The sequence below is a fragment of the Streptomyces novaecaesareae genome (assembly GCF_000716875.1).
Lineage (GTDB): Bacteria > Actinomycetota > Actinomycetes > Streptomycetales > Streptomycetaceae > Kitasatospora > Kitasatospora novaecaesareae.
On record NZ_JNWQ01000025.1, the window covers coordinates 13,129 to 33,498 of the forward strand.

The window sequence follows — 20,370 nt, forward strand, 5'->3', positions numbered from 1 at the left end:
GCCGCGGGCGGCGCTGGCGACCGGCGGCCCCGCGGCGGGATCATGGGGGTATGCGCACCGGCCGCCGTGGGTCGGTCCGAGGGGGTGAGTCGGATGGCTGCCGTCTCCACCATGGTTCCGCTCGGGACTCCCGCGCCCGATTTCGCGCTGCCCGCGATCGACGGCCAGACCGTGGCCCGGGACGACTTCGCCGCCGCACCGGCCCTGCTGGTGGCCTTCCTGTGCAACCACTGCCCCTTCGTGAGACATGTCGAGCAGGTCTTCGGCCGGCTGGTCGGCGAGTTCCCGGACCTGGCGGTCGTCGGGATCTGCAGCAACAGCCCGGCCGTCGCGCCCACCGATGACGCCGACGGGCTGCGCGCCCAGGTCGCACGGACGGGCTGGACCTTCCCGTACCTCGTCGACGTCGACCAGTCCGTCGGCCGGGCGTACCACGCGGCCTGCACACCGGACTTCTTCCTGTACGACGCCCGGCGGGAGCTGGCCTACCGCGGCGCGATGGACGAGTCCACCCCTGGCAACCGGCAGCCGGTCACCGGTGAGCTGCTGCGGCACGCCGTCGGCCTGGTACTGGCGGGCGAGCCCGTGCCGGAGCCACACCGGGCAAGCATGGGCTGCTCCATCAAGTGGGCTTGACGGGAGCCGACCGAGCACCGCCGACGGTCGTGACGGAGCTTGACCTTGAGCTACCACTCTTCCCCAAGTCAGCTATCCAGAAGTCGAGTTGATCCACCAGGCCGGTCCGCTACCTCACAGTACGGTTCCGATGAACAGCGATCAGATCGCGGTACCAGGCGTACGAGGCCCTCGGGGTGCGGCGCTGCGTCGCGAAGTCGACGTGGACGAGGCCGAAGCGCTGGTGGTAGCCCTCGGCCCATTCGAAGTTGTCGAGGAGGGACCAGGTGTAGTAGCCGCGGACGTCGACGCCTTCGGTGACGGCGGCGGCGAGGGCGGCGAGGTGGGTGGCCAGGTAGTCGATGCGGGGCTGGTCGGGGGTCGTGGACTCGGTGACGGAGCAGCCGTTCTCGGTGATGGTGATGGGTGGGAGGGCTTTTCCGTAGGACTCCTTCAAATCGAGGAGGAGTCGGCGGAGGGCGTCGGGGACGACGGGCCAGCCGAAGGCGGTGTGGGGGACGTCGGGGATGTCGACGAGGTCGAAGGGTAGGGCTGGGTCGGTGGGGGCGGCGACGCGGGTGGGGTTGTAGTAGTTGACGCCGAGGCCGTCGAGGCCGGGGGTGTGGATGAGGTCGGTGTCGCCGGGGTGGATGGCGCCGTAGATGTCGTCGGGGACGCCGAGGGCGGAGAGGTCGGGGTAGCGGCCGAGGAGGACGGGGTCGGTGAACAGGCGGTTGTGCAGGGCGTCGTAGGCCTGGGCGGCGGCGAGGTCGGGCTCCGAGGGGGAGGCCGGTTCGACGGGGGTGAGGTTGTTGGAGAGCATCACCTCCAGGCCGCGCTCGTGGAGGATCGAGGCGGCCAGGCCGTGGGCGAGGAGTTGGTGGTGGGCGGCCGGTAGGGCCTCGAACATGAGGGTGCGGCCGGGGGCGTGGGTGCCGAGGGCGTAGCCGAAGACGGTGTGGACGAAGGGCTCGTTGAGGGTGATCCAGGTGGGGATGCGGTCGCCGAGGCGGTCGGTCACGATCGCGGCGTAGTCGGCGAAGCGGTGGGCGGTGTCGCGGTTGAGCCAGCCGCCACCGTCCTCCAGGGCCTGCGGGAGGTCCCAGTGGAAGAGGGTGGGGAGCGGGGTGATGCCGGCGTCGAGGAGGGCGTCCACCAGGCGGTCGTAGAAGGCGAGTCCGGCGGGGTTGACAGCGCCCGCGCCGGTGGGCAGGACGCGGGACCAGGAGATGGAGAAGCGGTAGCCGTCGAGGCTCAGGCCCTTCATCAGGGCGATGTCCTCGGGGTAGCGGTGGTAGTGGTCGCAGGCGACCGCGCCCGTGTGGCCGTCGCGGACGGCGCCGGGGCGGGCGACGAAGGTGTCCCAGACGGACGGACCGCGGCCGTCCTCCCCCACCGCCCCCTCGATCTGGTACGCGGCGGTAGCGGCACCCCAGCGGAATCCCGCCGGCAGGTCGAGACGGTCCGGGTCGAGACGGTCCGGCATGGCAGCCTCCTGACGGAAACCTGAGGAGGACTCATGTTACCGGCGCGGCACTCCGTCGTCAGGGGGCCGGCGCCTGCGAGCTTTTCCTACGAGTCAACATGGTCGCCCGTCCGCGGCGTGCCCGAGACAATCCGATCCGCATGGCCGAACCCGCGGACAGAAAGAGTGTGGCTACGTGGCGACGACGACTGAAGTTTCTCCGGCCCCTTCCCAGGACCGCTTAACGGCGGTTCCCGAGCTGTACCGGCGGCCGTTGCTCGCCGTCTCCGCCGGGTTGGGCGTGGTGCTGCTGGCCCTGTCGGGGCGCAACGGCTACCACGTCGACGAGTTGTACAACCGGGCCTCCGGCGGACACCTGGCCCTGGGGTACGTCGACCAACCCCCGCTGGTCTCCGTGATCGCCAGAGTGGAGACCACGCTGTTCGGCGACACCCTGACCGGGTTCCGCGTGATCCCGGCGCTGATGGCCTGCCTGGTGGTGTGGGTGTCCGGCCTCATCGCCCGCGAACTCGGCGGCGCGCGCGGCGCCCAGCTCTTCGCCGCCGCCGCGTCGGGCGCGACGGTGGTCACGCTCAACGCCGGGCACGTGCTGACCACCAACATCCCCGACCTGCTCACCTGGGTGGCCCTGGGCTGGCTGTTCGTCCGCCTGCTGCGCACCCAGGACACCCGGCTCTGGCTGGCCATCGGCACCGTCTCCGGTGTGGGCCTGCTCGCCAAGAACCTCCTCGTGCTGCTGGTCCTCTCGCTGCTCGTGGGCATCCTGGTGGCGGGGCCACGAGCGGTCCTGCGCAGCCGGCACCTGTGGCTGGGGGCGGCGATCGCCGCGGTGTTCGCGGTGCCGATGGTGCTGTGGCAGATCTCGCACGGCTGGCCGGCGGTGGAGATGAGCGACGCGTTGAAGGTCGCCCTCGGGTCCGACTCCCGGGTCGCCTTCGTGCCGTTCCAGGTGATCCTGATCGGCCTGTTCCTCACCCCGGTGTGGATCTCCGGGCTCGTGGCGCTGCTGCGCCGCCCGGCGTGGCGGGCCTTCCGGCCGGTCGGTGTCGGCTACCTGTTCCTGGTGGTGCTGCTGCTCGCCATCGGCGGGAAGCCCGAGTACACCGGCGGTCTCCCGCTGGTGCTGCTGGCGGCGGGTTCCGTCGCGACGGTGGAGTGGGCGAAGACCCGCGTCCGCCGCTCGCTGGCCGGCACCGCCCTGGTGGCCAACCTGGTGCTGTCCTCCGTGCTGATGCTCCCGGTGCTGCCCATTGCGGTGTACGGGTCGAACCCGGTGCTGAAGTCGCTCGGGGTCTTCCAGCTCGACCAGTCGCGCTGGCCGCAGCTGGCCGAGGAGGTCGCCGCCGTCGACCGCTCGCTCTCCCCGCAGGACCGCGAGCACGCCGTCGTCTACGCCAACCACTACGGACTGGCGGGCGCCCTGGACAAGTTCGGCCCGCAGAACGGCCTGCCGCAGGTCTACAGCGGACACAACTCCTACGCCGACTTCGGAAAGCCCACCGACGACAAGAACGTGGTGATCGCGGTCGGTGTGAACCGCGACGAGTTCGGGGCGCTGTTCGCGAGCTGCGAGCCCGCCGGCAAGTTCGAGACCGACCTGCCCGTCGCCGACAAGGACACGCCGTTCCTGGTGTGCCGCAACCCCCGCGAGCCGTGGGCGAAGCTGTGGCCCAAGCTCACCTGGATCGGCTTCAGCTGCCCGTACACGGCCGAGGCGATCACCGCCAAGAGCGAGAAGGGCTGCTCGCTGACCGACTGAGCAGGCCCCCTGGGCCGGCCTTCCGGGGCCGACCTCCTGGCAAGGACGCGGCCCCTGCCCCTCACCGGTGTGAGGGGCAGGGGCCGCGTCCTTGTACCGCCCGTGGGATCCGGGCCGCGTCCCGTCACTTCAGCGTGGGGAACCGCCGCAGGTTCGGGCTGAGGGTGGTGCCGACGGCGACGACGGCCAGAGCGGCGCAGCAGATCAGCAGGCTGCCACGGCTGTTCCCGCCCGACATCAGCAGCCCGCCCACGAGCGGCCCGACCGCGCCGGCGCCGCCCGCGAACAGCCCGACGACACCGCTGAGTCGGCCGCGCAGCTCGTCGGGCGCGACCGTGAGCTGGTAGGTCATGACCGTCGTGAACGCGGTCGGGATCAGGAAGGCGATCCCGCCGAGCACGACGCCGGTCGGCACCCCGGTCGGCACCAGGGCCAGCAGCAGCGTCAGCGCCGCCGCCGTCCAGGGGAACCCCAGGATGACCGCGGGCGCGGGCAGGGCGGCGTGCAGCCGGCCCGCGACCGCGGCGCCCAGCAGCCCGCCGATGCCGAACCCGGTCATCATCACGCCCAGTTCGCCGGGGGCCATGTCGCCCTCGCCGGACATCGCCAGCACGATGATGATCAGTGCGGAGATGACCAGTTCGCAGCCCATCAGCCAGACCAGCGTCGGCCTGATCACCGGGTGCCCCAGCACCCAGCGGAACCCGTCGGCGAGCAGCCCCGCCTTCTCGGGCTCCCGCTCGGACTCCGAACTCCCGGACTCCTCCGCGGATTCCGGCACGGACTCCCGTACGGCTTCCGGTTCCGGCCGGGGAAGGCGGAGGAAGCACAGCACCACGCAGGACGCCACCAGCAGGACGACGGCGACCCCGAACGGGGCCATCCGGTCGACGGCGAACAGGAAGCCCGCGCCCGCCGGGCCCAGCAGCGTGGCGATGTACCGGCGCGCGGTGTTGCGCGCCACCGCCTGCGACAGCTGCGACTCGGGGACGACCTGCGGCAGCGCGGCGTGCTCCGCCGGGTCGAAGGCCGCGCCCAGCAGCCCCTCCGCCACCGCGACCACGAGCACGTGCGCCATGGAGAAGTGGCCCGAGAACAGGGCGATCGCCAGACTCGCCATCACCGCCGCCCGGGCGCACTGGCACACCAGCATGACCCGCTTGCGGTCGAAGCGGTCCACCAGCACGCCCGCCGGGACGTTGGCCGCCATGTGCGCGGCCGCGATGGCGGCGGAGACGGCTCCCATCCGGGCCGCGGAGCCGGTCGCCGCCAGCACCGTCAGCGGGAACGCGATCAGGCAGAGCTGACTGACCAGCTCGGACACCAGCTGACTGCCCCACAGCACGTGGTAGTTCCGGTTCCGCGACAGCGGCGGCACTGCCGCCGCTGTCGCGGAACCGGTGTTCACGTCGACGGTCATCCCGTCGCCGTCCCGGTGCGCCGGAGCAGCCGGCCGGCGAGCTGGAGCAGCTCGACCCGGCCCGTCTCCGGGTCGCGGACGAACCGGCCCGTGTCCGGCACCCCGCCGCCGCCTGCGGCGGCGAACCGCAGGTCGGCGAAGCAGGTCAGTGCGGAGCGCGGCCCGTGCCCGACGGAGAGGGTGAGCCCGTCGGGGCCCGTCTCGACCAGGCAGTCCCAGTCGCCGTTGGCGTACCGGCCCGCGCACTCGGCCGGCCCGGCGGCCGGCGCCCCCGGATCGGACAGCGCCCGCAGCGAGTGGTTGGCCACGTCGAGCCCGGCGGCGCCGAGTTCGGCGAGCAGGTCCTCCCACAGCCCGGCCCCGGTGCTCGCGTTGGTGGTGAGCGCCACCGCCGTCCCGGTCGCCGGGTCGAAGCGCAGGTGGGACCAGGTGCCGTCACCGCTGCCGTCGTGCCCGTGCCAGGTACCGGCGGCGGCGTCGGCGCCGCGGTACACGGCCCAGCCGAGCCCCCAGCCGTCGGCGAGGCCGAACGGCCCGACGGCGAGCTCGCCGGTCAGGTCGCGGAGCATCGCCTCGGCGGCCGCCGGGTCGAGCACCCCGGACGCCGTCCGGTCGTGCACGCCGGCCAGCCGCACCAGGTCGGCCGCACTGGCCGCCAGCCCCGCGGCGGGGTCGTCGATCGGGGTGAAGGTCTGCTCGGGCACGGGGAGGAGACCGCCCTGCGCCCCGCTGTTCTGCGCCCCGCCGCCCTGGACGACGTGGCCCTGGGCCACCGGCCGCTCGCCCGGCTGCCCGTTGGAGGCGGCCGTGATCCCGAGCGGGCTCAGCAGCAGCGACTCCACGGCCGTCCGCCAGTCCGTGCCGGTCAGCACCTCGACCAGGCGGCCCGCGAGCACGTAGCCGAGGTCGGAGTACGAGAAGGCGGTGCCCGGCCGGTGCAGCACGGCGCTCTCGCCGCAGTGCTGCTCGACCCAGGTGCGCCGGTCGGCGCTCGGCACCCGCTCCTCGATCGCGGCGACCAGCCCGCCGGTGTGGCTGAGGGCCTGCCGCGCCGTCACCCGGCCGACCGGGCCGGCCGCGGAGAGCTCGGGCAGGTACGCGCCGATCGGGGCGTCGAGGTCGAGCCGCCCGTCGGCCGCCAGCTGCTGCACGAGCAGCGCCGTCACCGGCTTGGTCAGCGAGGCGATGGGGAACGCGGTGTCCGTGGTGACGGGCAGGCCGCTCCCGGCCACCCGCTCCCCGGTCTCGACGGTGATGAGGCGGCCCCCGTGGCGCACGGCGAGCTGTGCGCCCGGCACCCGGTGCGCACGCGCCAGCTCGGCGAGCCGGGCGGCCAGGAACTCCCGGCTGACGGCCGGGGCCCCGGTGTGCTCCGGTGCGTCGGCCGGCGCCTGCTGCGCGGAGGCGGGCTGCCGGGGAGCAGCGGGCTCCGTGGCAGTGGGCTCCGTGGCAGTGGGCTCCGTCGCCGAGGGCACCGCGACCCCCGCCAGGCGCTCGATGGTCGGGTGCGCGAACAGGTCCTTCGGCACCAGGTGCCAGCCGGCCCGCCGGGCCCGGTAGACCACCTGGACGCTCAGCACCGAGTTCCCGCCGAGGTCGAAGAAGTCGCCGGTCACGTCGATGGTGTCGACCGGGCGGCCGAGCACGTCCGCCCAGATCGCGGCCAGTGCGGCCTCCGTCCCGTCACGCGGGGCGACCCGGGGCGCGTCGGCGTCGGCCACCGTGCCCGGGGCGGGCAGCGCCCGCCGGTCGACCTTGCCGCTGGGCGTCAGCGGGAACACGTCCAGCTCCACGAAGAACGCGGGCACCATGTACGCCGGCAGCTGCCGTGCGAGGTGCGCCTTCAGCTCCGCGGTGGTGGGACTGGTCTCCCCGTGACTCGCCCACTCGCCTCCGGGGCGGGGGGCCGGCACGAAGTAGGCCGCCAAGTGCTTGTCGCCGGGCCGGTCCTCGCGCGCCACCACGACGGCCGAGCCGACCTCGGGGTGGGTGTCCAGCACCGTCTCGATCTCGCCGAGCTCGATCCGGAATCCGCGGATCTTGACCTGGTCGTCGGCGCGGCCGACGAACTCCAGGACGCCGTCGGCCCGCCAGCGGACCACGTCGCCGGTGCGGTACATGCGCTCCCCGGCCGGCCCGAACGGGTCGGCCACGAAGCGGCCGGCGGTCAGGTCGGGGCGGTTGGCGTAGCCGCGCGCCACGCCTTCACCGGCGATGTACAGCTCACCCGGCACGCCGGGCGGGACCGGCTGGAGGCCGGCGTCGAGCACGTACACCCGGGTGTTGGCGATCGGCCGGCCGATCGGCGGCGCACCGGCGGCGCCGCGGGTCAGCTCCGCGGCGGTCGACCAGATCGTGGTCTCGGTCGGCCCGTACACGTTGGTCACCGACGGCGATCCGGCGGTCAGGGCCTCGGCCAGCTCCGCGGGCAGCGCCTCGCCGCCGACGAGCACCCGGACCCGGGCGAGCACGTCGGGAGCGCCCTCGGCCACGCCGCGCCACAGGCTCGGCGTCGCCTGCACCACCGTGACGCCCTCGGCGTCGACCACCCGGCGCAGCTCCTCCGGGTCGTGCACCAGCTCCTTGTCGGCCAGCACCACGGCCGCGCCGCTGATCAGCGGCACGAACAGTTCCAGGTGCGCGATGTCGAACCCGACGGTGGTGACGGCCAGCAGCCGGTCCTCGGGGGTCATCGCGGTGCGGTCCCGCATGTCCAGCACGAAGTTGCGCAGGTTGCCGCGGGTGACCACGACGCCCTTGGGCTTGCCGGTGGAACCGGAGGTGTAGAGCGTGTAGGCGGCGTTGTCCGGGCTCGGCGCCGCGGCCGGTTCCGGCTTGGTGGCCGGGCGGGCCGCCAGTGCGGCGACCACCTCGGGGTCGGTGAGCGAGAGGGCGGGCGTGCCCTCGGGCAGGTCGAGTACGGCCGTGTCGCCGGTCAGGGCCAGCACCGGGGCCGCGTCCTGCAGCATGAACGCGAGGCGCTCGCGCGGGTGGTCCAGGTCCAGCGGCAGGTAGGCCGCGCCCGTCTTCAGCACCGCCAGCATGGCCACCAGCAGTTCGGGCGTGCGCGGGCAGGCCAGGGCGACGATCTGTTCGGGGCGCAGCCCCTGCGCCACCAGGTGGTGGGCGAGCCGGTTCGCGCGGGCGTCCAGCTCGGCGTAGCCGATCCGGGTGTCGCCGTGCACCAGTGCGGTGCCCTCCGGGGTGGCCGCGGCCTGCTGTTCGAACAGCTCGACGGTGGTGGCCGGCCCGGTCTGCCGGGCGGTGGCGTTCCACTCGTCCAGCAGGACGGTCCGCTCGCCGGCGGGCAGCACGGGCAGCCGGCCGATCGGGGCCTGCGCGTGGTCGGCGAAGGCGTCCAGCAGGGTCGCCAGGCGTTCGGCGATCCGCTCCACGGTGTCCGCGTCGAACAGGCGCGGGTCGTAGCCGAGGCGCAGGTGCAGTTCGTCGGTGGTGTAGGCGGTGAGCGTGAGCGCGTAGTTGGTCTCCTCCGCGCCGTTGCTCTCGCGCACCACGAGGCCGTACCGGGCGGCCGCGTCGCGGTCGTACGGGAAGCTCTCGAAGATGACGATGCTGTCGAACAGGTCCGAGCCCCTCGGGACCTCGCTCCAGCCGCGCACCTGTGCCAGCGACACGTGCTCGAACTGCCGGGTCTCGACCTGCTCGTCCTGCATCCGCTGCAGCCAGGACACCAGGTCGAGGCCGCTGTCCACGGTGGTCCGTACGGGCAGCGTGTTGATGAACAGGCCGACGATCTCGTCCGCGCCCGCCAGTTCCGCGGGGCGGCCGGACACCGTCGCGCCGAAGCACACGTCGCGCTCGCCGCTGTGCCGCGCGAGCAGCAGCGCCCACGCGCCCTGCACGACGCTGTTCACCGTCAGCCGGGCGCCCTTGGCGAACTCGTAGAGCCGGCGCGAGCGTTCGGCGGGCAGCCGCAGGTTCACGTCGCGCGAGGAGCGCGCGTCGTGCGCGGTCGACGGCACCCGGTCGAACGGCAGCGGGGTGGCCGCCGCGAAGCCCGCCATGGTGCGGCGCCAGTGCGCCTCGGCGGCGGCGTCGTCCTGCTCGGCCAGCCACTGCACGTAGTCCCGGTACGGGCGGCGCGGCTTCGGCGCCGGGGTGGGCGCGCCGCTGAGCGCGGCGTGCTCCTCGAACACCTGGGCCAGCGCGTCGGCGAAGCTCCACCCGTCGAGCAGCAGGTGGTGGGTGGACCAGAAGACCTGGACGCTCTCCGCCGACAGCCGGGCGATGGTCAGCCGCATGAGCGGCGCCTCGGCCAGGTCGACCTCCAGCGAGGGCAGGCCCTCCCACAGCGACCGCGACCGCGCGTCCTGCTCCTCCTCGGAGAGGCCGCTCCAGTCCAGGTGCGTCACGGGCAGCCGCACGTCGCGGCGGACGATCTGGAGCGGGACGTCCACGTCGGCCCCGACCACGGCGGTGCGCAGGATCGGGGTGCGGTCCACGACGCGCTGGAACGCGTCGGCGAGGCGCTGCGGGTCGTCCACGCCGTCCAGCACCGCGCCGAAGTGCGTGAGGTACACGTCGCCGTCGCCGCCGAGCGAGTGGAACAGCATGCCGCTCTGCATCGGGGTGAGCGGGTAGACGTCCTCCACCGAGCGGCCGTCGCCGGCGATCCGGTCCACCGCCGCCTGGTCCAGCCCGGCCAGCGGGAAGTCGGACGGGGTGCACCCGCCGGCGCCGGGCAGGGCGCAGTGCTCGACGATCTGCTCCAGCGCCGCGAGGAACGCCTCGGCCAGCCGGGCGACCGTCTCCTCGCGGTGAACGTTCCCTGAGTACTCCCAGCCGAACTCCAGCTCGCCGTCGCGGACCATGCCGGTGACCTCGATCAGGCACTGCCGGGCCTGCTCGGGGCTGCGGTCGGGCACGCCCGGGTTCTCGCACCAGCCCTGGAAGAGCCCGGCGTCGCCGGTGCCGGCGTCGAAGCGGCCGTGGTAGTTGAACCCGACCTGGCACTGCCGGCCCCGGCCCAGTGCGCCCGCCTCGCCGAGGTAGCGCAGGGCGCCGTAGCCCAGGCCGCGGGAGGGTACGGTGCGCAGCTGCTCCTTGACGGCCTTCAGGGTGGCGCCCCAGTCCTCGCCCTCGGGCAGGTCCAGCGCCACGGGGAACACCGTGGTGAACCAGCCGACGGTGCGCGAGAGGTCGACGTCGTCGAAGAGGTCCTCGCGTCCGTGGCCCTCCAGCTCGACCGGCACGGTGCCGCCGGCCCAGTCGCGCAGCACCCGGGCGAGGGCGCTGAGCAGCACGTCGTTGACCTGCGTGCGGTACGCCTCGGGCACCTTGCGCAGCAGCGCGTCGGTGCGTTCGGCGCTCAGCCGCCGGGTCAGGGTGCGCGCGGAGCCGGCGGTGTTTTCGCCGTGGAGGTCCACCGGCAGCTCGGCGGCGTTCGTGGTGGCCTTCTCGACGCCGGTCCAGTAGTCCAGTTCGGCGTCGAAGCCGCCGTCGGCGACCAGGCCGGTGAGGCGCTGCGACCAGTCCCGGAACGAAGTGGACTTGGGGCCCAGGTCCACCTTCTGTCCGAGGGCCGCCTGCCGGTGCCCGGTGTCCAGGTCGGCCATGATGACGCGCCAGGAGACGGCGTCCACGACGTAGTGGTGCGCGGCGAGGAACAGGCGGGGGGCCTGGCCGGCGCCGAGGGTGAACAGCACGCCCTTGAACAGCGGGCCGGTGCGGATGTCGAACCCGGTCTGCGCCGCGGTGATCGCCGCGCGCAGCGCCTCGTCCCGTGCGGTGTCGTCGAGGCCGGAGAGGTCGACGGTGTCGAGGACGGTGCCGTCCGCCGCGGTGGCCTCGGCGGCGTCGTTGCGCTGGCGCCACACCCCGCCGACCTGTTCGGCCCTGATCCGCAGGATGTCGTGGTGGTCGAGGACGGCGGTGAACGCGGCGCTCAGCGCGTCGGCGTCGACCTCGGTGTCCAGTTCGAGGAACAGGGACTGGTTGAAGTGGCCGGGGGCGTCGGGGAACTCCTCGAAGTACCAGTGCTGGACGGGCGTCAGCGGCACCGGGCCGACCACCGGGCCCTGCTCGGCGTCGGGCGCGGTCAGCACGGTGACCTCGCCGGCCAGTTCGGCGATGGTCTGGCGCAGGAACATCTGCTTGGTGGTCAGCCGGAGGTTGGACCGCCGGGCGAGCGACACCACCTGGAGGCTGAGGATCGAGTCGCCGCCGAGGTTGAAGAAGTTGTCCTCGACGCCGATCCGGTCGGGCTCCACACCCAGGACCTTCGCCCAGACGTCGACGAGTACGGTCTCCACGGGGGTGCGCGGCGCGACGCGCTGGGACGGGTCGGCCTCGGGCTCGGCCACCTCGGGCAGGGCGCGCCGGTCGAGGGTGCCGTTCGGGGTCATCGGCAGCTCGTCGAGGACCATGATCGCCGAGGGCACGGCCTGGCTCGGCAGGTTGCCGGCCAGGAACGCCCGGAGTTCGGCGAGGTCGGGCGCCGTGCTGCCGGCGGGCACCACGTAGCCGAAGAGCCGGGTGTGGCCGCCCTCGACCCGCCGCGCGACCGCCGCGGCGGTGGCGACATCGGGGTGGCGGGCCAGTGCGGTCTCCACCTCGCCGAGCTCCACCCGGAAGCCGCGGATCTTGACCTGGTCGTCGGCGCGGCCGAGGTACTCCAGGTTGCCGTCGCCGCGCCAGCGCACCACGTCGCCGGTGCGGTAGAACCGGCCGGTGCCCGGGCCGAGGACGTCGTGGGGGAACCGCTCGGCGCTCAACTCGGGCCGGTCCCAGTAGCCCTGGGCGATGCCGCCGCCGCCGATGTAGAGCTCGCCGGGCACCCCGATCGGCACCGGGCGGAGCAGCTCGTCGACGACGTACACGGTGGTGTTCACCATCGGCTTGCCGATCGGGACGATCGGCGAGGGCTCGACCGGGTCCCCGCGCAGCGCGAACACGGTGGAGTCCACCGTCGTCTCGGTCGCGCCGTACGCGTTGACCGTCAGGGTGTCGGGGCCGACGTGTTCGAGCAGGTCGGCGGCGTCGCCGGCGAGCCAGCCCTCGGCGCCCAGGGAGAGCAGCCGCACCGACTCCAGGCCGCCGCCTCCGCGCCAGGCCAGCTCGGTGCTGATCGCCCGGGCCAGCGACGGCGTGGTGGCCAGGATCTCCGGGCGGACCTCGGCGATCAGGTCGGCCAGCGCGGGCGGGTCGGTCACCACCTCCGCCGGGCAGACCACCATCTCGCCGCCGAAGAGCGCGGAGAACAGGAAGTCGCCGAGGAAGAGGTCGACGCCGAAGCTGGCCACGCACAGGGCGCGGCCGCAGATCTCGCTCAGGCCGTACTGGGCGTTCCAGGCCCGCAGGATGTGGTGCACGTTGCGGTGGCTGATCTGCACGCCCTTGGGCTTGCCGGTGGTGCCCGAGGTGTAGATCACGTAGACGAGGTCGTCCACGCAGACCCCGGACTCCGGCGCGTCGTCCGGCAGGGCCTCGATCACCGCGCGGTCGCGGTCGAGGACGACCATGGTCGCCTCGTGCCCGGCGACCCGGTCCGCCACGGCGGTCTGGGTGACGACCACCGGTGCGGCGGCGTCCTCCAGCATCATGCTGATGCGCTGCGCCGGGTAGTCCGGGTCGAGCGGCACGAACGCCGCGCCCGACTTCATCACGCCGAGCAGCGCAACCATCGCGTCCACGCCGCGCTCGACGCACACGCCGACCAGCGTGCCCGGGCCGACGCCCAGGCCGATCAGGTGCCGCGCCAGCTGGTTGGAGCGGGCCTCCAGCGCGGCGAAGGTCAGTTCCCGGCCGGCGCAGCTCACCGCGACCGCGTCGGGGGTGATCGCGGCCTGCTCGTCGTACAGCTCGTGCACGCACCGGGAGGGGCCGTACTCGACGACGGGGCCGTTCCATTCGGTGTGCAGCAGGTGCAGTTCGGCGTCGGGGAGCATCGGCAGGTCGCGCATCGGGGCGTCCGGCTGCGCGGCGATGCCGTCGAGCAGCGTCACCAGGTGGCCGCTCATCCGCTCGATCGTCGCCGGGTCGAACAGGTCGGTGCTGTACTCGATGTAGCCGGTGAGCGCGCCCGCCTGCTCGAAGAAGTCGAGGGAGACGTCCAGCTTGGCCACGTGCAGCGGCGGGTCGACCTCGGTGACCCGCAGGCCGGGCAGTTCGGTCTTGGCCTCCAGCGCGTTCTGGAGGTTGACCATCACCTGCACCAGGGGCGGCCGGCTCGGGTCGCGCTCCGGCCGCAGGATGTCGACCAGCCGCTGGAAGGGCACCTCCTCGTTGGCGAACGCGTCGAGCACGGTGGAGCGGACGTCGCCGAGGAAGTCGGTGAAGGACCGCGCCTCGTCCACCTGCGAGCGCAGCACCACGGTGTTGCTGAAGTAGCCGACGAGGCGCTCCAGTTCGACCCGGCCGCGGCCGGCGGTCACCGAGCCCACCGCGATGTCCTGCTGCCCCGAGTAGCGGGAGAACATCAGCTGGCTCGCGGCCACCAGGGTCATGAACAGCGTGGCGCCGGTGCGCGAGCCGAGTTCGGTCAGCCGCCGGGTCAACTCCCCGGGCACGGCGATCTCGTGGATCGCGCCCGCGGAGCCGAGCACCGGGGGCCGCGGGCGGTCCGAGGGCAGCTCCACCGGGGACAGCCCGGCCAGCTGCTTGCGCCAGTAGTCGAGCTGCCCCGCCACCTCCGGCCCGGCGAGGCGTTCCTGCTGCCAGGCCGCGTAGTCCGCGTACTGCACCGGGAGGTCCGGCAGTTCGGCCGCCTCGCCGCGCACCCGGGCCGCGTACCCGGTGTTGAGCTCCTCGACCAGGAGCCCGATGGACCAGCCGTCGCCGATGATGTGGTGCAGGCCCAGCACCAGCACGTGCTCGTCCGCGGCGAGCCGCAGCAGCGACACCCGGAACAGCGGGCCGCGGCGCAGGTCGAACGGGGTGGACGCCTCGCGCTCCAGGCAGCGGCCGAGTTCGGCGCTGCGCTCGGGCTCCGGCAGGCCGGCGAGGTCGACGACCTCGACGGGCACGCGAGCGGGCTCGTGCACCACCTGGGTGCCGCGGCCCTCGACCTCGCCGATGGTGGTGCGCAGCGCCTCGTGCCGGGCGACCACGGCGTCCAGGGCCGCGCGCAGCGCCTCGACGTCCAGGTCGCCGGTCAGCCGCAGCACCCGCGGGGCGTTGTACTCGACGCTGCCCGGGTTCAGTTCGGCCAGGAACCACAGCCCCTGCTGGCTCGCCGACAGGGGCAGCCCGCCGTCCCGGGGCACCGGGGCGATCGGGCTCTCCTCGGGAACGGGCTCGGCCTCACCGGCGAGCTGGCGCAGGAGGAGCTCCCGCAGGTGGTCGGGCAGTGCCGACAGCTGGTCCTTCGCGGCGGATGGCAGTTCCATGCTGTTCTCTTCTCTCCACATTCACAAGCGCGGGTCCGACGCGTTTTCAGGACTGGGCTGCGGCCATCTCCAGCACCTTGGCCAGGATCCGGTCGCGGATGGTCGTGGCCAGGGCGGCGATCGTCAGCCCCTCGAAGAGGTCCCGGGGGGTGACCTCGACGCCGAAGGCGGTGCGCATCCGTGCGACGATGCGCAGGCTGTTGAGGGAGTCCCCGCCGAGGGCGAAGAAGTCGTCCTCGACGCCGACGCGTTCGATGCCCAGCACCTCCGTCCAGATCCGGACCAGCGCCTCCTCGGTCGGGTCCTTCGGGGCGACGTACGCGGCGTCGGCGCCGTCCTGGCGGCTCGGTGCGGGCAGCGCCGACCGGTCGAGCTTGCCGTTGTGGTTGAGCGGCATCCGCTCCAGCAGGACGATCGCGGCCGGGATCATGTAGTCGGGCAGCGTGCCGCCGAGGTGGCGGCGCAGCTCCTCGGCGGTCGGCGCCGCAGCCCCGGGCCGGGCCACGAAGTAGGCGACGAGCCGCTTGTTGCCCTTGTCGTCCGGCCACACCGTGACGGCGGTCTCGGCGACCCCGTCGTGGCGCAGCAGCACGCTCTCGATCTCGCCGGGCTCCACCCGGAAGCCGCGGATCTTGACCTGGTGGTCGGTGCGGCCGACGAACTCCAGCATGCCGTCGGGGCGCAGGCGCACCACGTCGCCGGTGCGGTACAGCCGGGATCCGGCCGGGCCGAACGGGTCGGCGACGAAGCGCTCGGCGGTCTTGGCCGGGTTGGCGACGTACCCGCGGGCGAGGCCGACGCCGCCGACGTACAGCTCGCCGGGCACTCCGATCGGCACCGGGGAGAGCCGGTCGTCGAGCACGTACACCCGGGTGTTGGCGAGCGGCGCGCCCAGCGGGACGTTGCGGTAGCCCGCGCCCTGCTCGACCTCGAAGAGGCTCACCGTCACGCCGGCCTCGGTCGGCCCGTAGTTGTTGATCACCCGGTGGTCGCGGGCCCACGCCTCGGCGACCTCGGGCACGACGACGTCGCCGCCGACCCGCACGGTGTCCATCCCGGGCAGCGAGTCCGGGTCGAGGGAGGACAGGACGGTGATCGGGATGGACGCCGTGGTGACCTTGCCCGCGAGCATGTGCTCGACCAGGTAGGCGCCGTTGCGCGCGACGTCCGGGGCCGGCACCACCATCGTGCCGCCGGCGGCCCAGGTGGTGAACAGGTCCTGCACGCCGGTGTCGAAGCTCATCGAGCACAGCTGGAACACCCGGCTGTCGGGGTTCAGCCCGTACGGCCCGACCACCGCGGTCACGGTGTTGTAGAGCGAGCGGTGCTCGACCGCCACGCCCTTGGGCCGGCCGGTGGAGCCCGAGGTGTAGACGACGTAGGCGAGGTCGCGGGCGCTGCCCGCCGCCTTGGGGTCGGTCTCCGGGTACTCGGCGATGGCCGGCCAGTCGCGGTCCAGGAACACCAGGTCGGCGTCGGTCTGCGGGAACCGGCTGATGCTGCGCTCGTGGGCCAGCACCACCGGGGGGCGGGTCTCGGCCAGCGTGAAGCCCAGCCGCTCCTCCGGGTAGTCCGGGTCCAGCGGCACGTACGCGCCGCCGGCCTTGAGGATGCCGAGGATGGCGACGAACAGGTCGAGGCTGCGCTCGGTCGCGATGCCCACCAGTACGTCGCTGCCGACGCCCCGCTCGATGAGGAAGTGGGCCAGCTGGTTCGCCCGGGCGTCCAGCTCCGCGTAGGTCAGCCGCAGGTCGTCGAGTTCCACCGCGACCGCGTCCGGGCGCAACTGCGCCTGTGCTTCGACGAGTTCGTGCATCCGGTGCTCGATGGAGCGGTCCTCGGCGGTGCCCGCCGCGTCGCCCACGAGCACCCGGTGCTCGGCTTCCGAGAGCGCCGGCAGCTGGCCGACGGTCCGCCCGAGGTCGGCGGCGAACGCCTCCAGCAGCGTCCGCAGGTAGTCGGCCATCCGGCGCACGGTGTCGGCCTCGAACAGCGCCGGGTCGAAGTGCAGCCGCACGGTGATCCGGTCACCGGGGAGCACGACGACGCCGAGCGCGGCGCCCGAGCCGGTCTCGGTGTCGAAGTGGCTGAGTTCCAGGCCGTGCGCGCTGAACGCCCGCTCGTCGAAGGGGTAGTTCTCGAAGACGATGATGCTGTCGAACAGGTTGTCCCCGGCGGACAGCCCGCTCCACGACTGCGCCTGGGTCAGCGACACGGTCTCGAAGTCGCGGGCGCGGGCCTGCTCCGCCTGGAGCGCGGCCAGCCAGGACACCAGGTCCTGGTCGCGGTCCACGTGCACCAGCACGGGCAGGGTGTTGACCAGCATGCCGACGATCGAGTCGACGCCCGCCAGGTCCGGGGTCCGGCCGGACACCGTGCCGCCGAAGCAGACCTCCTGGCTGCCGCTGTAGCGCGACAGCAGCAGCGCCCAGGCGCCCTGCAGGAGCGTGCTCGGGGTCAGCTTCTCCCGCTTGGCCACCTCCACGAGCCGGGCGGACAGCTCGGCGGCGATGTCCACCTCGACCATGCCGGTCGCGCGCGGCCGGTACTCCGGCGCGGTCGGGCGGTCGTACGGCAGCCGGGTCGGCGCGTCGAAGTCGCCGAGCACGGCGCGCCAGTGCGCCTCCGCGGCGGCCTGGTCCTGGCCGTCCAGCCAGTGCAGGTAGTCCCGGAACGGCACCCGGGGCTGCGGCTGCGGCCCCTCGCCGTCGCGCAGCCGCGCGTACTCGGCGGCGACCTCGGTGAGCAGTTCGGCGCCGCTCCAGCCGTCCATCACGATGTGGTGCATCGACCACAGCACCCGGACGCTGCTGTCGCTGAGCCGGATGATCGCGACCCTGGCCAGCGGTGCGGCGGCGAAGTCCACGCCGGCCGCCCGGTCGGCGGCGCGCAGCGCCTGCCAGCGCTCCTGCCGCTCGGATTCCGACAGCCGGCGCCAGTCGTGCGCGGTGACGGGCAGGGTGGCCGCGGCGCGCACCACCTGCACCGGGCTGCTGACGTCCTCCCAGACCACGGCGGTGCGCAGGATGGGCAGCCGGTCGGCCGCCTGCTGCCAGGCCCGGGCGAGCAGCTCCGGGTCCTCGACGTGGTCGAGCACCAGGTCGAACTGGATCAGGTGCAGACCGGTGTCCCCGGTCATCAGGGCGTCGAAGAGCATCCCGCTCTGCATCGGCGTCAGCGGGTAGACGTCCTCGACGGCCCCGCCGGCGGCGAGGCGCTCGGTCTCGGCGTCGCTGAGGCTGACCAGCGGGCGCTGCGCCGGGGCGTTGCCGGCCGCGTCGTCCGTACGGGTCGCGACCTCGGCCAGCTCCTCGACGGTCGGGGTGAGGAAGAGGTCCTTGGCGGTCAGCCGGATGCCCTGGGAGCGGGCCCGGGAGACGACCTTGATGGCCAGGATGGAGTCCCCGCCGAACTCGAAGAAGTTGTCGGTCACGCCCACCCGCTCGACGCCGAACACCTCGGCCCACAGCCCGGCCAGCAGCCGCTCGGTGTCGGTGCGCGGCTCGACGTGCTCCGCGGCGGACGGCAGCTCGATCTGTGGCTCCGGCAGGGCGCGGCGGTCGACCTTGCCGCTGTTGTTCAGCGGCAGCGCGTCCATGGTGACGAACCAGGACGGCACCTCGTAGCTCGGCAGCCGCGCGGCCAGGGCGTCCCGCCAGGCCTCCGGGTCGGCCTCCCGGCTGCGCTGCGCCACCACGTAGGCGACCAGGTGCTTGGCGCCGCGCGCCTCGTGCACGACGACGGCGGCGTCGGTGACGTCGTCGAGCGCGGTGAGCGCGGCCTCGATCTCGCCGATCTCGATCCGGAAGCCGCGGATCTTGACCTGGTTGTCGGCCCGGCGCAGGTAGTCCATCGAGCCGTCGGCGCGCCACCGGACGACGTCGCCGGTGCGGTAGAGGCGCTCCCCGGTCCCGAAGGGGTCGGCGACGAAGCGCTCGGAGGTCAGCGAGGCCCGGCCGAAGTAGCCGCGCGCCAGGCCGTCGCCCGCGACGTACAGCTCGCCCGGCGCGCCGACCGGCACGGGGCGCAGCCACGCGTCGAGCACGTACAGCCGGGTGTTGTCCAGCGGCGGGCCGATCGGCACCACCCGTGCGCGGACCTGCTCCAGGGACAGCTCGTGGAACTGCGTGTAGGTGGTGGCCTCGGTCGGCCCGTAGGCGTTGATGACGACGGTGCCGGGGCAGTGCGTGATCACCCGCTCCAGCGCCTCCGGCGAGGGCGCCTCGCCGCCGGTGATCACGGTGGCCGCGCCGGCGAAGCAGTCGGGCGCCTCCTCGGCGAACAGCCGCAGCAGCGCGGAGGTGAGGAACACTGCCGTCACCCCGTGCTCGGTGATCAGCTCGCGCACCAGGGCCGGGGTCGGCTCCTCCGTGGCGATGACCATCTCGCCGCCGGTCAGCAGCGGCACCCACAGCTCGTAGGTCGAGGCGTCGAAGGCGTGCGGGGAGTGGAAGACGATGCGCCGGTGCGCCGCCTCGCGCCACCGGCGGTCCCAGACCAGGGAGACCACGTCGGCGTGGGTGATCGCGACGCCCTTCGGCGTCCCGGTGGAGCCCGAGGTGAACATGATGTAGGCGAGCTGCCGGGCGTCCGGCTCCACCTCGGGGTCGTGGGCGGGCCGGCCGGCGGTGGTGGCCGGGTCGTCCACCACGAGCAGCGGGACGTCGGCCGTGGCGGCCCGGGCCGCCATCGCCCGGTCCGTCAGCAGCAGTTCGGCGCCGACGTCGTTCAGGACGAAGCGGACGCGGTCCTCGGGGTAGGCGGCGTGCAGCGGGACGTAGACGCCGCCGGCCTTCAGCACGGCCAGGATGGACACGACCGCGTGCACCGACCGGTCCAGGATCAGGCCGACCCGGGACTCGGTGGTGACGCCCTCGGCGAGCAGGCGGTGGGCGAGCCGGTTGGCCCGCTCGTTCAACTCGGCGTAGGTGAGCCGCTCGTCGCCGAACAGCACGGCCGGCTGGTCCGGGGTGAGCCGCACCCGCTCGGCGAAGACGTCGGTGAGGCTGCGGTGCGCGGGGAACTCGTGCGTGGTGTCGTTCCAGTCGACGACCAGGCGGCGCAGCTCGGCCTCGGGGGCCAGCGCCAGCTCGGACAGCGGCCGCCCCGGCTTGTCGACCACGCCCGCCAGCAGGGTCTGGAAGGCCTCGGCGAACCGCTCGACGGTCGCCGCCTCCAGCACCTCGGGGTGGTGGTCGACGCACACCTCCAGTGCGCCGTCGGCCTCGGCGAACCGCAGCACGACGTCGGCGACGGCGTACTCACCGGGCAGTGCGGCGCCCGCCGCGGCGGAGGCCTCGCCGAGGAGGCGCTCGAACGGGAGCGCACCGTCGACGGTCGTGCGCAGGACGACGGGCGCGCCGCCGTCCTGCGTGGAGCGGCCGCGGACGATCGCGGTCACCTCGTCCTCGCCCGCGTACACCGCGGACAGCACCTGGCCCGCGGCGGCCAGCGCGCCGAACAGCGTGCCGCCGGCCGACTCGGCGAGCTGCCGCAGGCCCTGCGTGAGCGCGCGGTCGAGCGTCAACCGGTGTGTCGCGGTGGCCTCGGTCGGTGTCGCCGGCCGTGGGCGGTCCACCGGGAAGCGGGTCACCGCGTGCTCGACGGCCTGGTCCGACGCCGGTCCTGCTGCCGGGAACCCTTCGTGGGTCACGTGCGGTCTCCCCCTCGGTCTGCGCATCGCTGACACGGCGGAGGCCGTGCCTGGTCGCCCAGTCTCCCCAGAGGGGACGCGGCCCAGCTA

The 20,370-nt window shown here is 73.6% G+C and carries 6 protein-coding genes; 2 read left to right on the forward strand and 4 right to left on the reverse strand.

The genetic code is table 11. The annotated features are described in order from the left end of the window. Positions 1-93: 93 nt before the first annotated feature. Positions 94-636, forward strand: coding sequence for a thioredoxin family protein (locus OP86_RS12040; RefSeq protein ID WP_030058108.1), 543 nt, complete (start codon positions 94-96; stop codon positions 634-636). Positions 637-745: 109 nt separating this feature from the next. Here OP86_RS12040 and OP86_RS12045 read toward each other — a convergent pair whose 3' ends face one another. Further along, on the reverse strand, positions 746-2,101 hold the full coding sequence (locus tag OP86_RS12045; protein WP_030256718.1) for a GH1 family beta-glucosidase: 1,356 nt from the start codon (positions 2,099-2,101) through the stop codon (positions 746-748). A gap of 253 nt (positions 2,102-2,354) precedes the next feature. Here OP86_RS12045 and OP86_RS12050 point away from each other — a divergent pair, with 253 nt between their 5' ends. Continuing rightward, a complete protein-coding gene (locus tag OP86_RS12050) occupies positions 2,355-3,860 on the forward strand; it encodes a glycosyltransferase family 39 protein (RefSeq protein ID WP_051829993.1) in 1,506 nt (501 codons plus the stop codon). 124 nt (positions 3,861-3,984) lie between these two features. Here OP86_RS12050 and OP86_RS12055 read toward each other — a convergent pair whose 3' ends face one another. From OP86_RS12055 to OP86_RS12065, 3 genes are read right to left on the reverse strand one after another with little or no spacing between them, the layout of a single operon-like run. Next, positions 3,985-5,280, reverse strand: a complete 1,296-nt coding sequence (locus OP86_RS12055; RefSeq protein ID WP_051829994.1) for an MFS transporter — start codon at positions 5,278-5,280, stop codon at positions 3,985-3,987. Continuing rightward, positions 5,277-14,627, reverse strand: a complete 9,351-nt coding sequence (locus OP86_RS12060) for a non-ribosomal peptide synthetase (RefSeq protein ID WP_051829995.1) — start codon at positions 14,625-14,627, stop codon at positions 5,277-5,279. Before OP86_RS12060 ends, OP86_RS12055 begins: the two co-directional genes overlap by 4 nt. Before the next feature lie 46 nt (positions 14,628-14,673). Further along, positions 14,674-20,280, reverse strand: a complete 5,607-nt coding sequence (locus tag OP86_RS12065; RefSeq protein WP_051829996.1) for a non-ribosomal peptide synthetase — start codon at positions 20,278-20,280, stop codon at positions 14,674-14,676. Positions 20,281-20,370 lie beyond the last annotated feature (90 nt).